The sequence below is a fragment of the Aeromonas bivalvium genome (assembly GCF_000819765.1).
GTDB classification, from domain to species: Bacteria; Pseudomonadota; Gammaproteobacteria; order Enterobacterales; family Aeromonadaceae; genus Aeromonas; species Aeromonas bivalvium.
Genome location: NZ_CDBT01000010.1, coordinates 97,170 through 119,011 on the forward strand (window position 1 = coordinate 97,170; position 21,842 = coordinate 119,011).

A 21,842-nucleotide genomic window follows, 5' to 3' on the forward strand; every position below is an offset into this window, starting at 1 on the left:
TACCAATGGCTGTGACCCCGTTCGGGGTGAGAGGGGCTCAACGCCCCCGTTTGTGCTCGAGGCGCTGACGAACGCCCACCCGATCGGTCAGATACTGCTCCAGCCCGCGGCGACGCAGGATACAGGCGGGGCAGGTGCCGCAACCGTCACCGATCAGGCCGTTGTAACAGGTGAGGGTCTGCTCGCGCACCAGTGCCAGCTGACCGAACTCGTCGGCCAGCGCCCAGGTCTCGGCCTTGTCGAGCCACATCAAGGGCGTCTCAAAGCGCAGCCCGCGATCCAGCCCGAGGGCCACCGCATGATTGAGCGCCTTGACGAACTCGTCGCGGCAATCGGGATAGCCGGAAAAATCGGTCTCGCACACCCCGGTGATCACCGCCTCGGCCCCGACCTGATAGGCATAGATGGCCGCCAGGGTCAGAAACAGTATGTTGCGCCCCGGCACGAAGGTGTTGGGCAGGCCATTGTCCTGCAGCTCGGTACTGACCGGAATATGATCCCGGGTCAGGGCCGACACCGCCAGCTCCCCCAACAGGGTGACATCCATCACCTTGTGGGCCGCCACCCCCAATTGCGTGGCGAGGGCCCGGGCCGTCGCGATTTCGGCCAGATGACGCTGACCATAATCGAAGGTGATGGCGTGCACCTCATCATATTGGGCCTGGGCCTGCACCAGACAGGTGGTGCTGTCCTGGCCGCCACTGAACACGACAACTGCTTTTCTCACTGGATAGATCCTCTTAGGGGCGCCGCGACTCTGGCGTGCGCGTCGAATAGGAGAGCCACTGCTCGTTGAGACGATGGAAGAGGCTCAGCAAGGGGGCGTATCTGACGGCGTCGCCCTCCCATTGCGATAACAGATGATAGCCCGCCTCCAGGGTCGAGAGCGCCGTGGAGAAGGGCTTCTTGCGGATGAGGTACTGCCCCTCGGCCGTGGCGAGGGAGAGCCTTGGCAGGGCGGCGAGCGCCGGATTGAGGCGCAGCATCTTGTAGGCCTTGCGCCAGGTGCCGTCGAGCAGCACGAAGCAGGGCGGCGCCTCTGCATCATCGGGCAGACTGGCGCGCAGGCTGGCGAGCGACTGTGCCTGCTCATCTGGCCAAAGCAGATAGCAGCGCCGCTGTGCCAGCCAGCGGGCCAGTACGGCGTCTTCGCGAAAGTCCTCCCCGACCCGGATCTCGACATGGGCCAGGCTGGCTGCCAGCAGGGCCGCCGTTCCCTTGGGATGACCCACTTCGCCTGGATGTTGCAAGATGAGCAGGGGCACCCGATTGATAACGGGGTGAATATATTCACATAGACAGGCTTTGAGGGCGCGGGTACAGCGTGTACAGTAGCGACTGTCTTGATCGTTGGGTTGTTTCATGTCGTCAGTCACATCCGGGCTATTCTGGCTTATCACGCTCTCACTCGCCTGCCTGATCCTCTTCTTCACAGTGCCAAATGACCTCATCTCCTTCAACCGGGTCCTGATTGACCAGGGAGAAGGGTGGCGCATCATAACAGGCAATCTGGCTCACACCAATCTGTGGCACCTGCTGCTCAATCTCTCGGGCCTGCTGGTACTCTACGCCCTGTTCTGCGATTACCTGCAGGATTGGGGCTTCCCGCTCCTGCTGGCACTGCTCGCCATCGCAGTCGGCCTCGGCATCTGGTACTACTATCCGCACACCCAGTGGTACATGGGTCTCTCCGGCGTGCTGCACGGTCTCTTCGTCTGGGGCGCCATGGCGGATATCCGCCACCGCCGCCATTCCGGCTGGCTCATGTTGCTGGGGATTGCCATCAAGTTGTGGCTGGATCACTACACGGGGGGAGACAGCCCGGCCGCCATGCTGATCGGAGCCAGGGTTCACACGGGATCGCACCTGATTGGGGCGGGAGCAGGCCTGGTGCTCGGCCTGCTCACCGTTGTCATCAGCGGTTGGCGAGTTCGTCGTTGATTTCGCCAAGGGTCAGGGCCGGATCGGTCGCCTGGGTGATCGGACGACCAATGACCAGGTAATCGGCTCCCGCCGCCACCGCTTCGCTCGGAGTCATGACCCGGCGCTGATCGCCCTGGGCGGCGCCGGTCGGGCGGATCCCCGGGGTCACCAGCAAGAAAGCCTCCCCCAGCGCCCCCTTGAGCTCGCTCGCCTCGTTGGCGGAGCAGACCACACCGTCAAGTCCGGCATCCTTGGTCAGTCGGGCCAGACGCAGCACCTGCTCGGCCGGGCTGATATCCAGGCCGATCCCGGACAGATCCCCTTGCTCCATGCTGGTCAGCACTGTCACCCCGATGAGCAGCGGCGCCTTGTCACCATAAGGCAGCAGCGCCTCCCTGGCGGCCCGCATCATCCGCTCACCGCCACTGGCATGCACGTTTACCATCCAGACCCCCAGCTCGGCACTCGCCGCCACCGCCTTGGCAACCGTATTGGGGATGTCGTGGAATTTCAGATCCAGGAAGACATCGAAGCCCTTGGCCACCAGCTGGCGCACGAACTGGGGACCAAACAGGGTGAACATCTCCTTCCCGACCTTGAGGCGGCACTGGGAGGGGGAGACCCGGTCCACGAAGGCCAGGGCATCGGCTTCACGCTGGTAATCGAGCGCGACCAAGACTTTGGGATCTAACATCTCTCTTCCTATAGGTTATTCACCGTCCAGACCACGGATCGGCTTGATGGATCCCCACTGTCGACAGGAGGGGCATTGCCAGAACAGAGAGTGCGTGGCAAAGCCGCACTGACGACACTTGTGGGTGGATTTTATCTTGATCTGTTCACCAACCAGCTGCTGCAGCAGCTCCAGGCTCTCCTTGGCCGGGCCAGGCTCGGCACTGGCGAGCTGGAAGCCCACCAGCTGGTAGAACCCCTTCATCGAGGGGTGGCGACGCAGCTGGCGCAACACCAGGGTTCTGGCCTGGCTCAGACCGTCGCGCTCCTCCACCAGCCTGGCCAGCGCCAGGGTCACACTCACCCCCGCATTCCCCTCCACCGCCTTCTCAAGCAGCGGGATCAGCTCCTGGCTGCGACCCAGCGCTTGATAGCACTGGTCCAGCAGCGGCATGGCCTCGGAGGCAAAATCGATATCCTGTTCGAATACCCGCAGCAGCTCACGGCTCGCTTGCAGATACTCCCCTTGTGCCATCGCCAGGGTTGCCAGACGCAAGGACGCACGGGCACAGCTGGGATTGACCCCCAGCGCCTTCTTGAGGCGAGTCAGGGCCTCTGCCTCGTTGCCGTCCATCAGGGCCAACTCGGCCAGCTCGCAGTGAAAGTGTGAGATGGGCTCGGCCAGCTTCTTGCCGGGGAATTTTTGCAGGCGCTGAGCCACCAGGATGGCTTGCTGCCAATCACGCAGCTGTTGATGAATGATCAGCAACTGGGTCAGCGCCGTCTCCTCGAAATCCGCATCTTCGCAGAGCTCGACCCAAATGGCCTCGGCCCGATCGAGCAGACCGGCCGCCAGAAAATCCCGCGCCAGCTCCTGCAGGGCCAGCTGGCGTTGCTCTCGGGTCAGCTCACGGCTGACCAGATTCTGATGGATCTTGATGGCACGGTCGACTTCGCCACGCTGGCGAAACAGATTGCCGAGGGAGAGGTGAGTTTCAATCGTATCGCTGTCAACTTCGAGCAGCTGGATGAAGAGATCGACGGCCTTATCAGACTCGTCGGAGAGCAAATAGTTGAGCCCCGCCACGTACTGGCGGGAAAACTGATTGCTCTGTTTCTGGGTGTCCTGGCGAACACTCCTGCGCCCCATGTACCAGCCATAACCAGCGGCGATGGGCAACAGCAGGAAAAGCAGTTCAAGCATGGAGGAACGTTATTCCTTACCGGACTCCTTGTCCGATGCTGTGGCCAATTCCAGCTGGCGGGATTGCCGGCGCACGGTGCGATTCAGTGTACGATTTTGCAGCTTGATCCGCAGATAGAGCAGGCCGAATACCAGCCAGCCGAGGAGGAAACCCGTACCGAAGAAGAGACCCAGCAGCAGGGAGAGCGAGAACTCGCCTTGGGCAATCAAATAGTTGAATTGCACCAGCTGACCATTTTGTGATCCGAGGGCCAGGGTGAAGATAAAGACCAGTACCAGAGGGATAAGAGCCAAGACACGCTTCATGGGATCTTCCTGTCAGTATCGAAGAGACCCAGTGATTATCCTTAAAATCAGCCACAGACTCTAGAGAGAAAGGGAAAAGACTTTCAGAAACAGGCTAATTGATGCAATAGGGCGAGCAAAAACAAAAAAGGCATACTCAGGTATGCCGTTTTCTGCATTATTCAGCGAGATTGACACGCTCTCGCAATTCCTTGCCTGGTTTGAAGTGCGGCACATATTTGCCCGTCAGCTCCACTTTATCGCCAGTCTTGGGATTACGGCCTACGCGGGGTGCGCGATAGTGCAGAGAAAAGCTGCCAAAACCGCGAATTTCAATCCGATCGCCGTTTTGCAGAGTCGATGCCATCTGCTCAAGGATCTCCTTGATGGCGGCCTCAACATCCTTGGCCGGCATATGCATGCGGCTCGCAGCCAATTGTTCGATGAGATCTGATTTGGTCATAAGGTTAAATCTCCTTCCCCGATCACATGCAATATTCATTTTGCCAGGATAAAAAAGGGCGGCGTGAAGCCGCCCTTTTCTTGCATCAAGGATTACTCACCCTTGGCGGCTTTGAACGCTTCAGCCATGGCATTGCTGAACACAACTTCTTCTTGCTGGTTCAGAGAATCGATAGCAACACGCTCGTCAGCTTCGTCCTTGGCACGGACAGACAGGCTTACGGTGCGGTTCTTACGATCAACGCCCATGAACTTGGCTTCAACTTCGTCACCAACAGACAGCACCAGAGTGGCGTCTTCTACGCGGTCACGGGCAGCATCGGAGGCACGCAGGTAGCCTTCAACACCGTCAGCCAGTTCGATCACGGCACCTTTGGCATCAACCTCGGTAACCTTACCCTTCACGATAGCACCTTTCTTGTTGTCAGACAGGTACTTGTTGAACGGGTCTTCTTCGATCTGCTTGACGCCCAGGGAGATGCGCTCACGCTCCGGATCCACTTGCAGAACAACGGCTTCGATCTCGTCGCCTTTCTTGAATTCACGCACGGCTTCTTCGCCCTGGTTGTTCCAGGAGATGTCAGACAGGTGAACCAGGCCGTCGATGCCGCCATCCAGACCGATGAAGATACCGAAGTCGGTGATGGACTTGATCTTGCCGGAAACACGGTCGCCTTTGGCGTGAGTTTCGGCAAACAGCTGCCACGGGTTGGATTTGCACTGCTTCAGACCCAGGGAGATACGACGACGCTCTTCGTCGATGTCCAGGACCATGACATCTACCAGGTCGCCAACGTTGACAACTTTGGACGGGTGGATGTTCTTGTTGGTCCAATCCATCTCGGAAACGTGTACCAGGCCTTCAACGCCTTCTTCGATTTCAACGAAGCAGCCGTAGTCGGTCAGGTTGGTCACGCGGCCAGACAGACGGGTGGTCTCCGGGTAACGCTTGGCGATAGCAACCCAGGGATCTTCGCCCAGCTGCTTCAGACCCAGGGATACACGGGTACGCTCGCGGTCGAACTTCAGTACCTTGACGGAGATCTCGTCGCCAACGTTGACGATTTCGGAAGGATGCTTGACACGCTTCCACGCCATGTCGGTGATGTGCAGCAGGCCGTCAACACCGCCCAGATCTACGAATGCACCGTAGTCGGTCAGGTTCTTGACGATACCCTTAACTTCTTGACCTTCTTGCAGGTTAGCCAGCAGGCTTTCACGCTCGGAGGTGTTCTCGGTCTCGATCACGGCGCGACGGGAAACAACAACGTTGTTGCGCTTCTGGTCCAGCTTGATGACCTTGAATTCGAGTTCTTTGTTTTCCAGGTGAGCGGTGTCACGGATCGGACGCACGTCAACCAGAGAACCCGGCAGGAAGGCACGGATGCCATTCAGTTCAACGGTGAAACCACCCTTGACCTTGCCGTTGATGATACCGATAACGGTAGCTTGCTCTTCGTAAGCCTTTTCAAGCTGCAGCCAGGCTTCGTGGCGCTTGGCTTTTTCGCGGGACAGCTTGGTTTCGCCGAAACCATCTTCGATAGAGTCCAGAGCTACGTCGACAGTGTCACCTACGTTGATTTCCAGCTCGCCCAGGGCGTTCTTGAATTCTTCGGCAGGAATGGCAGACTCGGATTTCAGGCCGGCGTCAACCAGAACGAAACCGTTCTCGATGGCAACGACGGTACCCTTGACGATGGAACCTTGACGGGTTTCAACGGAGTTCAGGGACTCTTCAAAGAGTTGAGCAAAAGATTCGATCATTGTTTGTGTCACAAATGAAACATCCACTAGCAATCCGGCACCAGCGGGGCTGTTTGAAATAATCTGCTCCATCCTTGGCGCAGACGACCGATGTCAGCGCGAGCCAACACCATTGAGTTGTTGCTTCGCATAGGATAGTACCGTTGCCAGCACTTCATCTATGGTCAGCGCGGTGGAGTCCACCACCAGGGCATCTTCGGCCGGTTTCAAGGGGGCAACGGCACGATTGCGATCGCGATCGTCACGCTCCTGGATCTCGGTCAAAAGACGCTCAAAGTTAACATCAAAGCCCTTATCTTGCAACTGCTTATAGCGGCGCTGTGCCCGCTCCTCGGCGCTGGCGTCAAGGAAAATTTTGATCTCGGCATCGGGGAAAACCACTGTGCCCATGTCGCGGCCATCGGCGATGAGACCCGGGGTCTGGCGAAACGCGCGCTGACGGCGCAGCAGGGCCTCGCGCACACGGGGGAAGACGGCGACCTTGCTGGCGGCATCGCTCACATCCTGGGAGCGGATGGTACGGGAGACATCTTCCCCTTCAAGCACCACCTTGACCTGTTCGCTGTCGACCTGGAACTGCACATCCAGATTGGCGGCCAGGGGCACCAGGGCCGCTTCGGAATCGAGCTCCACATCATGGTGCAACGCAGCCAGGGCCAGCACCCGGTAGATGGCGCCGGAATCGAGCAGGTGCCAACCCAGCTCTGCGGCCAGCAGCTGGCACAAGGTGCCTTTACCGGCACCACTCGGGCCATCAATTGTCATCACGGGGGCCATATGGGGCATAAAATATCTCCTGCACTTGATGTTGCGCATCATCCCGATGGGATGAGGTAATGGCCGCAGAGTATACCCAAATGTGCCAAGCCTGGCAGTCGTCACCGCACAGTTCCGTACAAAAGCCGTCGTGAGTGGTTCTTTTGCGTACAGCCCCCCGCCCACCATGGCGCCGAGCATGACGGGTTCTGATGGTCGCAGAGGCCGAGGCGCGCTAAACTGGCCCCCTTTTTTCGAGTCCTTGTCGTTAAGGAGTACCCCCATGAGTAGCATTACTCTCGTGGCCAAGTCCCAGTTGCCGACCCCCTGGGGCACCTTTACCTTGGTCGGTTTTCAGGAAGTTGGCACGGGGAAAGACCACGCAGCCCTGGTCATGGGCGATGTCAGCGGGGATGAGCCCGTCCTCGGCCGCATTCATTCCGAGTGTCTCACCGGCGATGCCCTGTTCAGCTTGCGTTGCGACTGTGGTTTCCAACTGCAGGCCGCCCTGCAGCACATCGCCGCCGCCGGGCGCGGCGTCTTGCTGTATGTCCGTCAAGAGGGGCGCGGAATAGGCCTGCTCAACAAGATCCGGGCCTATCACCTGCAGGATCAGGGCGCCGACACCGTCGAGGCCAACGTGGCGCTGGGCTTTGCCGCCGACATGCGCGATTACACCATCTGCGCCGACATGCTCAAGGCGCTCGACATCAAGAGCCTGCGCCTGATGACCAACAACCCGCGCAAGGTCAAGGCGATGGAGAGTTTCGGCATCCCGGTGGCCGAGCGGGTACCCCTGCAGGAAGGGCGCAACCCCCACAACGAGTTCTATCTCTCCACCAAGGCGAGCAAGCTCGACCATATGCTGAAGAAATGAGTCGGTTGCGCCCATGAAAAACGCCTCCCATCGGGAGGCGTTTTTCGTTGTGGATGTACGGGGTTGCGTGTCGGTACCGTCCCCCGCATGCCATGGCGGCGGAGTCCCGCTTCCTCAGCGGATCGGCAGCTCTATGTCGGCAAACATGGCGTCCACGTCGTCGCTCGAGCGCATGGCGATGGCTTTTTCCACCACATCCCTCGTCAGATGCGGGGCAAAACGGGTCATGAAGTCATACATGTAGGTTCGCAGGAACGAGCCCTTGCGAAACCCTATCTTGGTGGTGCTGTGGGCGAACAGATGACTGGCGTCCAGCGCCACCAGATCCGTGTCGGTCTGCTTGTCCAGCGCCATGGTGGCCATCACGCCGATGCCGACGCCAAGGCGCACATAGGTCTTGATCACATCCGCATCCGTGGCGGTGAAGACGATGTTGGGCTCGAAACCGGCGCGATTGAAGGCGGTATCGAGCTCGGAGCGACCGGTAAAACCGAACACATAGGTGACCAGGGGGAAGTGGGCAATGTCGGCGATGGAGAGCTTGCTGACCTGGGTCAGCGGGTGACCCCGCGGCACGATCACGCTGCGGTTCCAGTGATAGCAAGGCAGCATGATGAGATCTTCATAGAGGTGCAGCGCCTCGGTGGCAATGGCGAAATCCGCCATCCCCTTGACCACGGCCTCGCTGATCTGGGTCGGTGTGCCCTGGTGCATGTGCAGGGAGACCTTGGGAAAGCGCTTGATGAACCCCTTGATCACCTCGGGCAGGGCATAACGGGCCTGGGTGTGGGTGGTGGCAATGTGCAGGGTTCCCTGCTCCGGATGAGTATGCTGGCTCGCCACCGACTTGATGCCCTCCACCTTGCCGAGGATCTCGTTGGCTATCTTGATCACGTCGCGCCCGGCCGGGGTGATCTGGGTCAGATGCTTGCCACTGCGCTCAAATATCTGAATTCCCAGCTCATCTTCGAGCATGCGAACCTGTTTGCTGATCCCGGGTTGAGAGGTATACAGGCTCTCCGCCGTCGCCGACACGTTCAATCTGTGGTTGGCAACTTCCACGATATAACGCAATTGTTGGAGTTTCATGGTGTTAGGCTCTAAAGACGACTTCAACTAATACTAACAAACTTTTAGTTATTAGCCCTCGCTTCTTGCCGTTTCTGCCATGGGCTGCGCCAGCAGGAAATCCCGCAATGCCCGATTGGCCAAGGAGAGGGGATCGCCACGGCGCCAGGCGACGCACAGATCGAGAAAAATGGGCGGGTCGAACGGGATCCCCGCCAAGGCCTTGTCTTCTTCGACCACCATGCGCAGGAAGGTGCTGACCGCAAACCCCTGACGTACCACTGCCTTGAGCAGCGGGATGAGATTGCTCTCGAAGGCGATGGAGGGCTCGATGCCGAGCCCCTGGGCCAAGGTCTCCATGTGTTCCCTGTGATAGAAACCGCGGCGAAACACCGCCAGCTCCTGGCGAAAATACTCGGCCAGGGTGACCCGCTTCGCCCCGTAGAGGGGATGCTCCTCCCCCACCACCATCAGCATCTCTTCGCGCAGCAGCTGACCCCCTTCCAGGGCGGGGGGCAGGTCACTGGTGATCAGGATGGCCAAGTCCAGCTCTCCCGCCACCATGCGACTGAGCAGCTCCCGGGTGCCCGCCTCCTCGACCCGTATCTTCAGCCCCGGATACCTGTGCTTGAACGCCATCAGTATGGGGGGGAAGTAGTAAGAGCCCATCATGTAGGGGATCCCGATCCGCACTTCCCCCCGCTCCAATCCCTTGAGCTCGGCCATCTCCGCCTCCGCCTGGTGCATCTGCAACAACAGTCGCTCGGCATGGCGACAGAGCACCTCCCCCTCCGGAGTGAGACGCACCGACTTGTCCTGGCGATCGAACAGGCGCAGCGCCAGCCCCTGCTCCAGCTTGGCGATGGCCATGCTGACCGCGGGCTGGGCCACATGGAGCTGCTGGGCGGCCCGGGTGAAGGAGCCTGTGTCCCGCACCGCCAGCAGATAGCCGAGTTGCTTTAGGTCCATATCAATCCCAGTTATGAGTTGGATAACTTAAATATATTATATTTATGGGTATGGGCCCACTACCCTAGGGAAAACCCTGGAGCATCCCATGATCGAAGTAGGAAGTCGCCCCTGGCTACGTGCCACCCTGGCCCTGAGCCTGGGCTCATTTCTGGTCTTTTTGAATCTCTACCAGAGCCATCCCCTGCTACCCATGCTGGCGAATGAGTTCGCCATCAGTTCCCTCCACTCCGGCTGGACCCTGGCGGGCTGCACCGCGGGGCTCGCCTTCGCCTTGCTGATCTGCGCCAGGCTGGCCGATCGCTTCGGCCGCCGCCGGGTCATGTTGTGGACCCTGACCGGCGCCATACTGCTCTCTCTGGTCGCGAGCGGGGTCGAACAATTCGGTTCCCTGCTGGCCCTGCGCATCCTGCAGGGCATGCTGCTGGCGGGCCTGCCCGCCACCGCCATCGCCTACATGGGGGAGGAGTTCACGCGCCGCGCCCTCATCTCGGCAGTGGGCATCTATATCGCCGCCAACTCTCTGGGGGGGATCGCTGGCCGGGTGCTGGGTGGTCTGCTGGCCGGCTGGTTCGACAGCTGGCATGCCACCTTCCTCGGCATAGGCCTCATCAGCCTGCTGCTCCTGCCCCTGGTGGTCTGGCTGCTGCCGACCCAGCGCAACTTCACCCCCAGCCAGGCGAGCCCGGGCCAGCTCAGGCAGGCACTGGGAAGCCATCTGCGCAATCCCCTGCTGGTGGGGGCCTACCTCATCGGCGGCCTCAACTTCATGGTGTTTCTCAACCAGTTCAGCTACCTCACTTTCCTGCTCTCGGCCGAGCCCTTCTCCCTGCCGCCCCAATGGCTCGGCATGCTGTTTCTGACCTATCTGTCGGGCACCCTCGCCTCCTCCATCAGCGGGCGCTGCGCCCAGCATCTGGGGGCTGAGCGGCTGCTGCTCGTGGGGATCGCCTTGATGGCCCTGGGGGCCCTTCTGCTACTGGGGGGGAACCTGGCCGCCATCCTGGCGGGGCTGCTGGTGTCCAGCTTCGGCTTCTTCCTCGCCCATGCCTGCGCCAGTGCCTGGGTCGGCCAGCACGTGACCCACGACAGGGCACTGGCCTCGTCCCTCTATCTGGTGGCCTATTACCTAGGGGCGAGCCTGGGGGGATTCTATCTGCACCCCTTCTGGGTAGAGGGGCAGCTGGCGGGCATGGTGCTGGGGATCGAGCTGGTACTGCTGGTCACGGCTGCCCTCTCCCTCTGGCTGGCGCGCCAGAAGGCCCATCGCCAGCAGCCGCTGACCATATGAACGGGCCCCTGTCAGGGGCCCGGATTCAAGATTGGCGCGAGAAATAATCGGCCGGCACGGGCACCACAGCGTCGGTGGCCAGCTCCTCCTCGATGACGGCAGACAGGGGGAGCAGATGAAACTTCACCTGACCCGATGCCAGCATCAGGGCCACATCCGGGTTGCGAAGGCTCGCCATGTTGCCCGTCTTGAACGGGAGGGCGGGGTGCGCCGCCACCAGGGCCGCCAGATCGGCCACCACCAGCTCGATATGCTCAAGCCCCGCCTTGTGGCTGCGTCCCGGCTTGGGGGCCGCCAGCTCGATGCAGGGCACGCTGAGCGGCTCGCCCCGCCAGGCAAAGCAGAGGGGCTGGGCAAAGCGATAAGTGGCGATGGGGCGGCCCCCTATCATGCCCTCCACCAGCAGGCAGCCCGCCTCGGCCAGGATGCCTCGCAGGGTCAGATATTCATCCACGCTTGCGGCCCGGTAGCAGAGGTGATCGATCTCGGGCCGCGCCAGAGGGATGTCCAGGGCAGCGAGCTCATCGAGCAGGCCAATGGCAAAAGGGGCCATGGGCCCCAGTGTGTCGTCCAGAGGATGGGTCATATCACCACTTCTTCTTGGGTTGGAACAGGACGTCGAGTTCGTCGGTCTCCTTGTCCTTGATGTTTTGCAGCTCGGATTCGCTCTGCTGGGCCAGGTGCTCGTCCAGGGATTTGAGCCCCTGACGCATCTCCTCTTCCCGGGCCAGCAGGTAGGCATCCTTGTCACTGATGTTGCCCACCGCCGCCAGTCCCTTGGTAAACAGCTGGCGACAGGTACCGTACTGCCCCTGGATCTGGGCATCCATGGCCCGCTTGAGCAGGTTGGCGATGTTGATCTTGAGCTGCATCAACTCGAGGCGGCGATCCTCCTGGGCGAACCCCTGCGGATCTATCTTGCCCTTGTTGTGCTCGACCCGCAGCACGGCGCGCATCTTCTTGACCAGCTGCAGCATCTGGATCGCCTGGCGATCGGACTCCGGGGTCTTGAAGTGCCCCTCGTCGTGGGGGCTGTAGTTGTCCTGCACATTCTTGATCTGAGTCTGCACATCCTGGATCCGCTGCCGGATCTGGCCATTGCCCGGCATCACCTGGGCGATGGCGCGATAGGCATCCAGGATCCTGTGTTGCAGCAAGAGCACCAGGTTCTTGGAGAAGGGGACCAGGTTGACGTTGAGCAGCATCTCCTCCGTCTCATCGGCGATGGACTTGTGCTTGGCGATGGCCTGGCGCTTGTCGGCTTCCGCCTTCTGCTTATATTGCTGCACCACGTTGTAGGCGATCACCAGAAACAGGAGCGCGCCGATAGACAGCAATATCAGTGTTAAAATCATAGGCTTTATCCGTTCCTTCCCTATCCAATATCCTGATCCTACAGCAGCTTACCACCGGGGGATAGCCTGCAGGGCTCACACTCTCATCACGTCGTCACCCAGGGGACAGACCCTATCATATCGCCCGCCATCGCCATTTCTTGAATCGGGCCGACCGCCTGGGTCGGCCTCCCCTCACTTCAGATTGAATCCCTGGGATTGCAGGAAGGCATCCATGAAGGGACGCGCCTCCTTGCCGAGGGTCCCCGCTATCTGGCTGCTCCAGGTTTGCAGCTTGTTGTTGCTGCTGCGGGCCTGGTAATAGTCCTGGATCTGGCGATCGTAATCGGCCAGCAGCGCCTCGTCGAGCCGCTCGGGGTAGCGATTCTCGTGAACCACCATGGCCTGGGGCAGACGCGGCTTCTGCTCGGGTTGCTGGCTCGGGTGGCCCAGGCACAGACCAAACAGGGGGATCACGTGCCTGGGCAGGCCGAGCAGGGCCACCACCTCGGCGGGGTGGTTGCGAATGCCACCGATATAGACGCCGCCAAGGCCGAGGGACTGGGCCGCCAGCAGGGCATTCTGTGCCATCAGGGCGCCATCGATGGCCCCTATCAGCAGCTGCTCGACGAACCCGGTGTGCGCCGCCGGCACTATCTGCAGGTGGCGATGGAAGTCGGCGCAGAACACCAGAAACTCGGCGGCCTGCGCCACATAGGGCTGGGGCCCCGCCAGCTCTGCGAGTTGCTGGCGGATCAGGGGATCCGTGACCCGCATGATGCTGTTGGCCTGCAGGAAGCTGGAGCTGGCCGCCGCCTGGGCGGCCTGCAAGATGAGGTCGAGCTGCTGGGGCTCGATGGGATCGTGTGTGAACTGGCGAATGGAGCGGTGGGAAAGAATGAGATCTATGGTCTGGTTCATGCTGCCTCCTGATGAGCAGGCCACTCTACCCCAAAAACGCGGCGGGCCCCAAGACCCGGCTAAGGGGATCCGTGACGCGGGAGCGTGAACTCCCCCACCTGGCTGTAGAGGGTGAAAGGGTTCTCCTCTATCTCGGCCACCGTCATCGGCCTGCCGAACAGGAAGCCCTGAAACACGTGGCATCCCTGGGCCCGCAGCGCCACCAGCTCATGCTCCTCCTCGACCCCCTCCGCCATGATGCCGAGGCCAAGCCCCGTCGCCATGGCGACCGTGGCGCGGATCACCGGCAGATTGAGTCCCACCACGAAGGAGCGATCCAGCTTGATGGTGTCGATGGGCAGCCGGTTGAGGTAGGCCAGGGAAGAGTAGCCGGTACCGAAGTCGTCGATGGCGATCTTGATCCCCTGCTCGCTCAGGCGATCCAGGATGCCGATGCAGCCGTTCATGTCGAGCATCAGCACCGTCTCCGTCAGCTCCAGGGTCAGCAGATGAGGCTCCACCCCGTGCTCCCTGAGGGAGGCGGCGACCTGTTCTGGCAGGGAGGGGGTAAGCTGAAAGCCGGACAGGTTGACCGAGACCGGCACCTTGACCGCGAACTGGCGCTGCCACAGGGCCATCTGGGCCAGGGCCGTGTCCAGCACCCAGCCCCCTATCTCGCGGATGAGACCCATCTCCTCGGCCAGGGGGATGAACTCCCCCGGCGAGACCTGCCCAAGCACAGGATTGTGCCAGCGGATCAGCGCCTCGAACCCCAGCAGCTGCCGGCTTGCGGCATCGACCTGGGGCTGATAGCAAAGGCTGAGCTCCTGGCGACCGATGGCCTTGGCCAGAAACTGCTTGAGGGTCAGCTTGCGGTGCAGATTCTGCTGCATGCTGGGGGTGAAGCGCTGCCAGCGCAGGCGCCCCATCTGCTTGGCCTGGTACATGGCCATGTCGGCGCGGGTGATGAGGTTGTCCCCGTCATCGGCATCGTCCGGGTAGACGGCGATGCCTATGCTGCCCCCTATGGTCACCTCGGGCAGGCCGCTCAGCTGCAGCGGCTTGCTCATCTGGGAAAGCATGAGGTCGGCGACCTCCTCGGCCCGCACGCTGCCGTGGTTCAGGGGCACCAGGGCGGTAAATTCGTCGCCGCCGAGGCGGGCCAGCTCCACGTCCCGGGGGCAGACCTGCTTGAGGCGACCGGCCACCCGCTCCAGCAGGCGATCCCCGGCCTTGTGGCCATAGTTGTCATTGACCAGCTTGAAATTGTCCAGGTCCATGAACACCAGGGCGAAACGCCCCCCCATGCCACAATAGGCCTCGAGCGACTTCATCAGGCCATAGCGGTTGAGCAGGCCGGTGAGGGAGTCGTGCCAGGCGAGGTGGCGATGCTCCAGCTCCTCGAGCTTGCGATCCGTGATGTCCCGCATGGTGAGCAGGATCCGCTCCCCCTGCTGGATATGGCGGAACTGATACTGAAACCAGCGCATCCCTTTGCGGGTCAGACACTCCCCCTCGGTCACCACCTCGTCAAGCCGGGAGAGCCGCTGAAAGAAGGCGTCATCGTTGCCGGAGAAGATCTGAGCCAGGGTGACGATCCCCGTACCGAAACAGGATTCGAAGTGGTGGTTGCCACTGACCAGCAGACCGCTGTCATCAAACAGGCAGGCCAGGGTATCCCCGGTGGCGAGGGAAGATTGCTGATGCAGGCTGTCGGCATCGATCACCGCCTCCGTCATCATCATCAGACGACCGGCCAGCTGTACCCCGGACAGGCGAAGATAGACCTGCTTCTTCACCCCCTTGGGGGAGAGGCTCCACCATTCGTTGTAGCTGCGCCCCTGCTGGAAGTCGCCAAGGTAGCGCTGAAGCAGCAGACTGATGGCATCAGCCATGTCGGCCCCGAAGTCGCGCCCCTTGAGCTCGGTGAGGGAATCCGCCTCCCAGAGGGCGAGTGCGGCCTCATTGGCCCAGAAGATGCGATGATGGAGGATGTCATAGATCCAGATAGGCGTGTGCAGCACTTCGAAGTTGTCGAGGGTGCATTCGTCGAGTGTGTTCATCTGTTATGGCAATTCATCAGCATGTTCCTTGAGTGTGAGGAACGAGCGCCATCCACACCATATCTGCCTGACTGCAACACATCTTGATATGGGGCTTAGACTGAAAGAACAGGAAGAGCGGCAAGGTCATCCTCATATGCAAACACTTCACGTACAGCCCATGGTCAGAAGAAACGGACTCACTCTAGTATTGCTTGGCTCAATAATAACCATTGCCATGATTTCTATACTTTTTTTACTCGGTGAACAACCACTAATCCCCATCTACTGCGGGTTGCTGGCGGGGCTGATGACCCTCTTCATCGGTACCTTGAAACTCAGAGAGCCTCATTTTAGTCTCTCTTTGTGTCACGACTGTTTGCAATATCACCACAAGCATGGCGGCTGGGTGCTCAAATGGGTAAATATTCAGCGGATTGACCACCCGCGTATCCATATGGGGTGGGATCTGGTGGAGATCCCCTTCATTGGCTTGCGGATAAAAGATTACGACAGTTTTTTGACATTGATCACACCCCGGCTGGCGGTAGGGATACTGACGGAGCAGCGCGCCGTGCTGATGCAGGTGCTGCAAAGCGAGCAGACGGACTGCCCCACCGGCACCTGTGCCAGCCAGTTCGACGACCTGTTCGAGGAGAGCCACTATCGCTCCCGGGAAGGGGCCCAGTACGAAGGGGTGATCGCCATGCTGGCCAATCGCATGGCGAGGCTGAGAAGCCTCCTCGGCTACGATCTGCTGGTCCCCGTCGGCAGCCTGGACAGGGATCCCGCCGACTTCATCCGCCTGCTGCATCAATACCAGCGGGAGTCGAACCTAATCCAGATCAATTAAAGGCGTGATTGCCCTTGCCAAGGGGAGGCCCGCTTCTTAAGGTCACGGTTTGCCTCGAGTGCCACGCCTCCTATGAAGTACATCGAAGAGTTCTATCTATTCGTCAAGGTGGTACAGGAGGGGGGCTTCTCCCATGCCGCCAGCGCACTGGGCATGCCCACCGCCACCATCAGCCGCCGCATCTCCCATCTAGAAGAGATCCTGGGCCACCCTCTGCTGCACAGATCCACCCGCAAGATCCGCCTCACCGACGAGGGGCTGCGCTACTACGAGCGCCTCTGCACGCCCCTGGCCGACATAGAGCAGGCCACCGGCGAGATCCAGGGCAAAGAGGCCGATCTGGCGGGAGTGATCCGGCTGGCGGCCCCCGTCTCCCTCTCCAGTACCCTGCTCATCGACATGGTGACGGCCTTCTCCCTGCACCACGACGAGGTGCAATTTGACATCAGCCAGACCAACGACCACCAGCAGTTGCTCGAGGGAGACAGGGATCTGGTGTTCTTCAACGGCGAGCTGCCCCAGACCCAGCCCCACACCACCCTGCTCGGCCAGGTGAGATACGGGCTGTTCGCCTCCCCTCTCTATCTGGCGAAACGGGGATGCCCCGCCCACCCGGCCGCCCTCGACGAGCAGGATCTCATCTACTGCTGGCCCCACCAGCACTGGCAGCTCAGCAACCGGGAGGGAGAGAGCGCCAGGATCTGTCCCCAGGCCAAGCTGACCGTCAGCCAGGCCCAGGCTGCGCTGCGCGCCGCCGAGCAACACCTGGGCATCATCAATGTCCCCCGCTACCTGGTGCAGCAAGCGCTCCGGGAAGGACGGCTTCAACCGGTTCTGCCTGACTGGCAGACCCCGAGCCGTCCCTTCTATATGCAGCTGACCCAACCCAATTTTGCGCCGCTGCGTGTTAAGCTGTTCGCCGAGTTTGTCGAGAAATACTCGGAACCTTACCGGCAGGATCGCCCAGCCCCATAGCCCAGGCCGGCCGTGGTGGCGTACCGGACAGGCCGAGCCACACTTGTCTCCATGAAGCATTGAGAGGGCGGCCCCATGAATGTGTTGATCTGCGATGATTCGGGTTTTGCCCGCAAGCAACTGGCCCGGGCATTGCCCCGGGAATGGGACATTCGGCTGCATGAAGCCGGCGATGGCCAGGAGGGACTGGAGCAGATCCTGATGGGTCACGGCGATCTGGTGCTGCTCGATCTCACCATGCCCAGGATGGATGGTTATGACGTGCTCGAGACCCTGCAACGGGAAGGGATCCGCAGCAAGGTGCTGGTGGTCTCGGGGGACATACAACCCGAGGCCCACGCCAGGGTGATGGCGCTGGGAGCACTGGATTTCATCAAAAAACCCGCCTCCCCCGAGACCCTGCACGCCTTCTTGCGCCAGCATGGTTTCTGGCAGCCCAGGGAAGAGAGCATCACACAGCCACAAGCAAGCCCGGCGCCGGCTCCACAGCACGCCCCCCCTTCCGGCCCGCTGCTGACACCCCAGTCCCGGGATCTCTATCAGGAGCTGGCCAACGTTGCCATGGGCCAGGCCGCCGATCTGCTGGCCCGCCTGCTCGGCGCCTTCGTGGTGCTGCCCATCCCCAACGTCAATGTGCTCGAGGTCTCAGAGCTGCACATGGCCCTCTCCGCCGCCGCCGAGTCCGATACCCTCTCCGCCGTGTGCCAGGGGTTCATCGGAGCCGGGATCGCCGGGGAGGCCCTGCTCCTGTTCCATGACGCCAGCTTCGCCGAGCTGGCCCGGCTGATGAAACACGAGGGGGAACTCGACAGGGCCGCCGAGCTGGAGCTGCTGATGGACACGGCCAACGTGCTGATCGGCGCCTTCCTGCGCGGCTTCAGTGCCCAGCTCGACACCCACTTCAGCCAGGGGCATCCGGTGCTGCTGGGCCAGCACAGGCCCATCCACCAGCTGATCCAGACCAACCAGAGCCGCTGGCGGCGCACCCTGGCCATCGAGATCAACTACCGGCTGCAGGGCCACAAGGTGCAGTGCGATCTGCTGCTGCTGTTTACCGAAGATTCCATCGCCACCATGGATCACAAGGTTCAACATCTGCTCTAGGAGTGCACATGGAAATACGGGAATTTCACTGGCTGATGAACATAGTCCAGAACCTGGACGTGGGTCTCTTCGTGCTGGATCGCCAGTTCAGGATCCAGGTCTGGAACGGGTTCATGGAGAGCCACAGCGGTCGTCAGGCCGCCACAGTGCGCGATCGGGTGTTGTTCGAGCTGTTTGACGAGCTGGATCGGGCCTGGTTCGAGCGCAAGGCCAATCAGGTCTTCACCCTCAACAACCGCGCCTTCAGCACCTGGGAGCAGCGCCCCTATCTGCTGCGCTTTGACAACTACAGACCCATCACGGGGTCGGCCCCCTTCATGTACCAGAACCTGACCCTGGTCCCCCTGGCCGATTTCAGCGGCCAGGTCAGCCACCTCGGAGTCATGATCTACGACGCCACCGACGAGGCCATCCTGCTCGGCCAGGTCCGCGCCACTGAACAAGCCGGCGCCGGGACGCCAGACTAACGCCACCACGCCCCAAACGAAACAACCCCCGCGATGCGGGGGCTGTTCATTTGACCAGCATGCTTATGACGCATCCGGCTGGCGTTCCGGCGCCGCCCTGACGAAGGCCTGCAACTGCTCGCAGTTGGCGACGATGCGTTGGATGGTGGGATACTCCTCCAGGCTCATCTGATAGCGGCGAGCGTTGTAGACCTGGGGTACCAGCATGCAGTCCGCCAGGGTCACCTCGTTGCCGACGCTGTAGACGCCGGCCGTGGTCATCAGCAGCGGCTCCAGGGCCCGGAACGTCTCGTCAATCCAGTGACGATACCAGGCCTCCCTGCGGGGCTGATCCACCCCCAGCGCCTGCTCCAGATAGTTGAGCACCCGCAGGTTGTTGAGGGGGTGAGTATCGCAGGCAATCATGTTGACCACCTGACGCACCCGCGCCCGCGCCTGGGCGGACGAGGGCATCAGCGGATAGGCGGGATAGGCCTCGTCGAGGTACTCCATGATGGCCACCGACTGACCCAGCTGCACATCCCCGTCGATGAGAAACGGCACCAGCCCCTGGGGATTGATCCGGTGAAACCCCTTCTCATGCTGCTCGCCCAGCCTCAAGTTGACCGGGTGGAACTCATAGTCGAGCCCCTTGAGCTGCATCAGGATCCGCACCCGATAGCTGGCCGACGACCGCCAATATCCAAACAACTGCAACATAATCTGTCCCTGTTCTGGCGAGCCTGTCTCCCCGCCGCTGCCCTACTCCGCCTGGGTTACCCGCTGAGAAATGGTCCCAAACAGTGCCAATCCGTTGCGATCCTGCATCGCGATGGACACTGTATCACCAAAGCGCAGAAAGGGTGTAGTGGCTTGACCTGACTCGATAATTTCCAGCATCCGTCGCTCGGCGAGGCAGGAGGATCCCCGGCTTCTGTCGTAGTTGGAGACGGTGCCCGACCCTATGATGGTGCCGGCGGCCAGCGGCCTCGTCCTCGCGGCGTGGGCCATCAGCTCGAAAAAGTTGAAGGTCATGTCCACCCCCGCATCCGGCTCCCCGAACAGGGCGCCATTGAGGCGGGTCACCAGGGGCAGGTGCACCTTGCCATCCTGCCACGCCTCCCCCAGCTCGTCCGGGGTGATGGCCACCGGCGAGAAGGCGCTCGACGGCTTGGACTGGAAGAAGCCAAAGCCCTTGGCCAGCTCCCCGGGAATGAGGTTGCGCAGGCTCACATCGTTGACCAGCATCAACAGCTTTACGTGGCCCTCGGCCTCCCCGGAGTCGGTGCCCATGGGTACGTCGTCCGTGATGATGGCCAGCTCGGATTCAAAATCGATGCCCCACTCCTCGGAGCCCATCAAGATGGGGCCATGGGGGGCGAGGAAGCTGTCCGAGCCCCCCTGGTACATAAGGGGATCGTGCCAGAAGCTCTCCGGCATCTCGGCGCCCCGGGCCTTGCGCACCAGCTCCACGTGGTTGACGTAGGCGCTGCCATCGAGCCACTGATAGGCGCGGGGCAGCGGCGAGAGGCAGGCGCCCTCATCGAAGGGGAAGGCGTCGGGGCAGGCGCCGTCGTTGAGGGCCTGATAGACGGCGGTCAATCGGGGGGCGAGCTCGGCCCAGTCGTCCAGCGCCCCTTGCAGGGTGGGGGCTATGTCGGCCACGGCCACCGCCCGGCTCAGATCCCGGCTGACCACCACCAGGGCGCCATCGCGCCTGCCATTGTTCAAGGTTGCCAATTTCATGTCGAATTCCTTATTTGCCTGGGGTGGCGTCTGGCCGCTGCCAGCTGGACACATAACGGGGATCTTCTATCCCCTCGCAGATCTGGCCGACGCCCAGGGCATCCCGGGTGTCGAGCATCACGGCCACCTCGTCGGTGAAGGTCTTGGCATGGGCCTGCCCCACCGCAAAGGCCTTGGGATGGGGGCCGTGGGTGAAGCCGGCAGGGTGGAAGGTGACCATGCCCCGCTCGATATTGTCCCGGCTGAAGAAGTCCCCGGCGTGGTAGAAGAGCACCTCGTCAAAATCATCGTTGCTGTGGTAGAAGGGCACCCGCAAGGCTCCGGGATCGCTCTCTATGGGGCGCGGCACGAAGGTGCAGATGACGAAGCGGCTCGCCACGAAGGTGGAGTGGGCCGAGGGCGGCAGATGGTAGCGGTGGCTCATCAGGGGGCGAATGTCGCGCCAGTTGAGGCGCACCACGCACAAGTCCCCGTGCCAGCCCTGGGCATCCAGGGGGTTGAAGGGCCAGGTGATGACGGAGACCCGATCGTGGCGTTTGATCTGCAGTGACCAGGGGTTCTCGTCCTGCTGGGCCAGGAAGCGCTTGTTGATGGCGGGCACGTCCAGGGCCGCCGGATCGAAGATGGCGTGGTTGCCCACCAACCCCTTGTCCGGCAGCTGATAGCTGTCCTCGGTCGCCTCTATCATCAGGATGAACAGGGGCGCGGTGGGCTCGATGCGCCACATGGTGCCCCGGGGGATCACCACATAGTCGCCGTCCCGCAGGGTCAGATGGCCGTAGTCGCAGTAAAACTCGCCACTCCCCTCGTGGATGAAGAGCAGCTCGTCGCCGTCGGCGTTGCGCACCAGAAACGGCATCTTGTCCGCCAGGCGCCACATCCGGTAGCGGCAGTGGGGATTGCTGAGCAGATCCGGCATCACCCAGGGGGAGAGGGAGCTCACCTCCTCGCCGAGGGCGTTGAGATCGAACAGGCGTGGGCGCAGCGGCCCCTCCCAGTTGACCCAGTCGGTGGGGGCATGCTTGTGGTGCATGTGGGTGGCCGGCCCGAAGAAACCGGAGCGGCCCAGTTCGCGCTCATAGATGGCCTGCTCGGGCAGGTCGGCATGGGCCTGGCGGGAGTGGGTCCCCTCCCGGTGGGGGAAACGTATCCAGTTACGCATGGCAGCCTC

24 protein-coding genes are annotated in these 21,842 nt (G+C 61.5%); 7 read left to right on the plus strand and 17 right to left on the minus strand.

All coding sequences use genetic code 11. From position 1 onward, the window contains the following. Window positions 1-37 precede the first annotated feature (37 nt). Both queC and BN1119_RS03995 read right to left on the minus strand, forming a co-directional pair. Window positions 38-727, minus strand: coding sequence for a 7-cyano-7-deazaguanine synthase QueC (queC, locus tag BN1119_RS03990; RefSeq protein WP_041994259.1), 690 nt, complete (start codon window positions 725-727; stop codon window positions 38-40). Between the two features lie 13 nt (window positions 728-740). Then, entirely contained in the window at window positions 741-1,364 is a 624-nt protein-coding gene (locus BN1119_RS03995) for a tRNA-uridine aminocarboxypropyltransferase (RefSeq protein ID WP_041994519.1), read from the minus strand. On the opposite strand from BN1119_RS03995, the gene rrtA reads away from it, so the two are divergent. Continuing rightward, complete coding sequence (gene rrtA / locus BN1119_RS04000) at window positions 1,363-1,941, plus strand: rhombosortase (RefSeq protein WP_084205274.1); 579 nt, start codon at window positions 1,363-1,365, stop codon at window positions 1,939-1,941. The genes BN1119_RS03995 and rrtA overlap by 2 nt on opposite strands. Here rrtA and pyrF read toward each other — a convergent pair. The 6 genes from pyrF to cmk form a co-directional block, all read right to left on the minus strand. Beyond that, on the minus strand, window positions 1,916-2,617 hold the full coding sequence (pyrF, locus tag BN1119_RS04005) for an orotidine-5'-phosphate decarboxylase (RefSeq protein ID WP_041994265.1): 702 nt from the start codon (window positions 2,615-2,617) through the stop codon (window positions 1,916-1,918). The genes rrtA and pyrF overlap by 26 nt on opposite strands. A gap of 15 nt (window positions 2,618-2,632) precedes the next feature. Then, window positions 2,633-3,799 (minus strand): lipopolysaccharide assembly protein LapB, encoded by a 1,167-nt coding sequence (gene lapB, locus BN1119_RS04010; protein ID WP_041994268.1) that lies wholly within the window; start codon window positions 3,797-3,799, stop codon window positions 2,633-2,635. A gap of 9 nt (window positions 3,800-3,808) precedes the next feature. After that, window positions 3,809-4,105, minus strand: a complete 297-nt coding sequence (locus tag BN1119_RS04015) for a LapA family protein (protein WP_041994271.1) — start codon at window positions 4,103-4,105, stop codon at window positions 3,809-3,811. Between the two features lie 157 nt (window positions 4,106-4,262). Next, window positions 4,263-4,547, minus strand: coding sequence for an integration host factor subunit beta (gene ihfB / locus BN1119_RS04020; protein WP_041994274.1), 285 nt, complete (start codon window positions 4,545-4,547; stop codon window positions 4,263-4,265). Window positions 4,548-4,639: 92 nt separating this feature from the next. After that, window positions 4,640-6,310: a 30S ribosomal protein S1 gene (gene rpsA, locus BN1119_RS04025; protein ID WP_041994277.1), complete on the minus strand. Its 1,671-nt coding sequence runs from the start codon at window positions 6,308-6,310 to the stop codon at window positions 4,640-4,642. 93 nt (window positions 6,311-6,403) lie between these two features. Then, window positions 6,404-7,096, minus strand: a complete 693-nt coding sequence (gene cmk / locus BN1119_RS04030; RefSeq protein ID WP_041994280.1) for a (d)CMP kinase — start codon at window positions 7,094-7,096, stop codon at window positions 6,404-6,406. Between the two features lie 253 nt (window positions 7,097-7,349). Here cmk and ribA point away from each other — a divergent pair, with 253 nt between their 5' ends. Further along, window positions 7,350-7,943 carry a GTP cyclohydrolase II gene (gene ribA, locus BN1119_RS04035; RefSeq protein ID WP_041994283.1) on the plus strand — a complete coding sequence of 198 codons (594 nt, stop codon included), beginning with the start codon at window positions 7,350-7,352 and terminating at the stop codon, window positions 7,941-7,943. A gap of 114 nt (window positions 7,944-8,057) precedes the next feature. Here ribA and cysB read toward each other — a convergent pair whose 3' ends face one another. Continuing rightward, window positions 8,058-9,032, minus strand: coding sequence for an HTH-type transcriptional regulator CysB (gene cysB / locus BN1119_RS04040; protein WP_041994286.1), 975 nt, complete (start codon window positions 9,030-9,032; stop codon window positions 8,058-8,060). A gap of 51 nt (window positions 9,033-9,083) precedes the next feature. After that, window positions 9,084-9,980 (minus strand): LysR family transcriptional regulator, encoded by an 897-nt coding sequence (locus tag BN1119_RS04045; protein ID WP_041994289.1) that lies wholly within the window; start codon window positions 9,978-9,980, stop codon window positions 9,084-9,086. Between the two features lie 88 nt (window positions 9,981-10,068). On the opposite strand from BN1119_RS04045, the gene BN1119_RS04050 reads away from it, so the two are divergent. Continuing rightward, entirely contained in the window at window positions 10,069-11,271 is a 1,203-nt protein-coding gene (locus tag BN1119_RS04050; RefSeq protein ID WP_041994292.1) for an MFS transporter, read from the plus strand. A gap of 25 nt (window positions 11,272-11,296) precedes the next feature. Here BN1119_RS04050 and BN1119_RS04055 read toward each other — a convergent pair whose 3' ends face one another. From BN1119_RS04055 to BN1119_RS04070, 4 genes are all read right to left on the minus strand, one after another. Then, entirely contained in the window at window positions 11,297-11,857 is a 561-nt protein-coding gene (locus BN1119_RS04055; protein WP_041994295.1) for a VOC family protein, read from the minus strand. Window position 11,858: 1 nt separating this feature from the next. Further along, window positions 11,859-12,626 carry a hypothetical protein gene (locus BN1119_RS04060; protein ID WP_041994298.1) on the minus strand — a complete coding sequence of 256 codons (768 nt, stop codon included), beginning with the start codon at window positions 12,624-12,626 and terminating at the stop codon, window positions 11,859-11,861. 174 nt (window positions 12,627-12,800) lie between these two features. Then, window positions 12,801-13,526, minus strand: a complete 726-nt coding sequence (gene nfsA, locus BN1119_RS04065; protein WP_041994301.1) for an oxygen-insensitive NADPH nitroreductase — start codon at window positions 13,524-13,526, stop codon at window positions 12,801-12,803. Window positions 13,527-13,585: 59 nt separating this feature from the next. Continuing rightward, window positions 13,586-15,568 carry a putative bifunctional diguanylate cyclase/phosphodiesterase gene (locus BN1119_RS04070; RefSeq protein ID WP_041994304.1) on the minus strand — a complete coding sequence of 661 codons (1,983 nt, stop codon included), beginning with the start codon at window positions 15,566-15,568 and terminating at the stop codon, window positions 13,586-13,588. 289 nt (window positions 15,569-15,857) lie between these two features. On the opposite strand from BN1119_RS04070, the gene BN1119_RS04075 reads away from it, so the two are divergent. From BN1119_RS04075 to BN1119_RS04090, 4 genes are all read left to right on the plus strand, one after another. Next, window positions 15,858-16,400, plus strand: coding sequence for a DUF2982 domain-containing protein (locus BN1119_RS04075; protein WP_244463675.1), 543 nt, complete (start codon window positions 15,858-15,860; stop codon window positions 16,398-16,400). Between the two features lie 72 nt (window positions 16,401-16,472). Further along, entirely contained in the window at window positions 16,473-17,375 is a 903-nt protein-coding gene (locus BN1119_RS04080) for a LysR family transcriptional regulator (protein ID WP_041994310.1), read from the plus strand. Between the two features lie 75 nt (window positions 17,376-17,450). Further along, complete coding sequence (locus BN1119_RS04085; protein ID WP_041994313.1) at window positions 17,451-18,479, plus strand: response regulator; 1,029 nt, start codon at window positions 17,451-17,453, stop codon at window positions 18,477-18,479. 8 nt (window positions 18,480-18,487) lie between these two features. Next, window positions 18,488-18,946 (plus strand): PAS domain-containing protein, encoded by a 459-nt coding sequence (locus tag BN1119_RS04090; RefSeq protein WP_041994316.1) that lies wholly within the window; start codon window positions 18,488-18,490, stop codon window positions 18,944-18,946. A 63-nt stretch (window positions 18,947-19,009) separates the two neighbouring features. On the opposite strand, the gene maiA is transcribed toward BN1119_RS04090, so the two are convergent. Genes maiA through BN1119_RS04105 form a run of 3 tightly spaced genes read right to left on the minus strand, consistent with a single transcriptional unit; the run spans window position 19,010 to window position 21,833 of the window. Continuing rightward, entirely contained in the window at window positions 19,010-19,645 is a 636-nt protein-coding gene (gene maiA, locus BN1119_RS04095; RefSeq protein ID WP_041994320.1) for a maleylacetoacetate isomerase, read from the minus strand. A gap of 42 nt (window positions 19,646-19,687) precedes the next feature. Continuing rightward, window positions 19,688-20,671 (minus strand): fumarylacetoacetate hydrolase family protein, encoded by a 984-nt coding sequence (locus BN1119_RS04100; RefSeq protein WP_041994322.1) that lies wholly within the window; start codon window positions 20,669-20,671, stop codon window positions 19,688-19,690. Window positions 20,672-20,681: 10 nt separating this feature from the next. Beyond that, a complete protein-coding gene (locus tag BN1119_RS04105; RefSeq protein WP_041994324.1) occupies window positions 20,682-21,833 on the minus strand; it encodes a homogentisate 1,2-dioxygenase in 1,152 nt (383 codons plus the stop codon). Between the last annotated feature and the right edge of the window lie 9 nt (window positions 21,834-21,842).

What these genes read in the sequence shown, in the direction of transcription:
- rrtA (WP_084205274.1), top strand. Translation starts at nt 1,363, where the DNA reads ATGTCGTCAGTCACATCCGGGCTATTCTGGCTTATCACGCTCTCACTC.
- BN1119_RS03995 (WP_041994519.1), bottom strand. Translation starts at nt 1,364, where the DNA reads ATGAAACAACCCAACGATCAAGACAGTCGCTACTGTACACGCTGTACC.
- pyrF (WP_041994265.1), bottom strand. Translation starts at nt 2,617, where the DNA reads ATGTTAGATCCCAAAGTCTTGGTCGCGCTCGATTACCAGCGTGAAGCC.
- lapB (WP_041994268.1), bottom strand. Translation starts at nt 3,799, where the DNA reads ATGCTTGAACTGCTTTTCCTGCTGTTGCCCATCGCCGCTGGTTATGGC.
- BN1119_RS04015 (WP_041994271.1), bottom strand. Translation starts at nt 4,105, where the DNA reads ATGAAGCGTGTCTTGGCTCTTATCCCTCTGGTACTGGTCTTTATCTTC.
- ihfB (WP_041994274.1), bottom strand. Translation starts at nt 4,547, where the DNA reads ATGACCAAATCAGATCTCATCGAACAATTGGCTGCGAGCCGCATGCAT.
- rpsA (WP_041994277.1), bottom strand. Translation starts at nt 6,310, where the DNA reads ATGATCGAATCTTTTGCTCAACTCTTTGAAGAGTCCCTGAACTCCGTT.
- cmk (WP_041994280.1), bottom strand. Translation starts at nt 7,096, where the DNA reads ATGCCCCATATGGCCCCCGTGATGACAATTGATGGCCCGAGTGGTGCC.
- ribA (WP_041994283.1), top strand. Translation starts at nt 7,350, where the DNA reads ATGAGTAGCATTACTCTCGTGGCCAAGTCCCAGTTGCCGACCCCCTGG.
- cysB (WP_041994286.1), bottom strand. Translation starts at nt 9,032, where the DNA reads ATGAAACTCCAACAATTGCGTTATATCGTGGAAGTTGCCAACCACAGA.
- BN1119_RS04045 (WP_041994289.1), bottom strand. Translation starts at nt 9,980, where the DNA reads ATGGACCTAAAGCAACTCGGCTATCTGCTGGCGGTGCGGGACACAGGC.
- BN1119_RS04050 (WP_041994292.1), top strand. Translation starts at nt 10,069, where the DNA reads ATGATCGAAGTAGGAAGTCGCCCCTGGCTACGTGCCACCCTGGCCCTG.
- BN1119_RS04055 (WP_041994295.1), bottom strand. Translation starts at nt 11,857, where the DNA reads ATGACCCATCCTCTGGACGACACACTGGGGCCCATGGCCCCTTTTGCC.
- BN1119_RS04060 (WP_041994298.1), bottom strand. Translation starts at nt 12,626, where the DNA reads ATGATTTTAACACTGATATTGCTGTCTATCGGCGCGCTCCTGTTTCTG.
- nfsA (WP_041994301.1), bottom strand. Translation starts at nt 13,526, where the DNA reads ATGAACCAGACCATAGATCTCATTCTTTCCCACCGCTCCATTCGCCAG.
- BN1119_RS04070 (WP_041994304.1), bottom strand. Translation starts at nt 15,568, where the DNA reads ATGAACACACTCGACGAATGCACCCTCGACAACTTCGAAGTGCTGCAC.
- BN1119_RS04075 (WP_244463675.1), top strand. Translation starts at nt 15,858, where the DNA reads ATGACCCTCTTCATCGGTACCTTGAAACTCAGAGAGCCTCATTTTAGT.
- BN1119_RS04080 (WP_041994310.1), top strand. Translation starts at nt 16,473, where the DNA reads ATGAAGTACATCGAAGAGTTCTATCTATTCGTCAAGGTGGTACAGGAG.
- BN1119_RS04085 (WP_041994313.1), top strand. Translation starts at nt 17,451, where the DNA reads ATGAATGTGTTGATCTGCGATGATTCGGGTTTTGCCCGCAAGCAACTG.
- BN1119_RS04090 (WP_041994316.1), top strand. Translation starts at nt 18,488, where the DNA reads ATGGAAATACGGGAATTTCACTGGCTGATGAACATAGTCCAGAACCTG.
- maiA (WP_041994320.1), bottom strand. Translation starts at nt 19,645, where the DNA reads ATGTTGCAGTTGTTTGGATATTGGCGGTCGTCGGCCAGCTATCGGGTG.
- BN1119_RS04100 (WP_041994322.1), bottom strand. Translation starts at nt 20,671, where the DNA reads ATGAAATTGGCAACCTTGAACAATGGCAGGCGCGATGGCGCCCTGGTG.
- BN1119_RS04105 (WP_041994324.1), bottom strand. Translation starts at nt 21,833, where the DNA reads ATGCGTAACTGGATACGTTTCCCCCACCGGGAGGGGACCCACTCCCGC.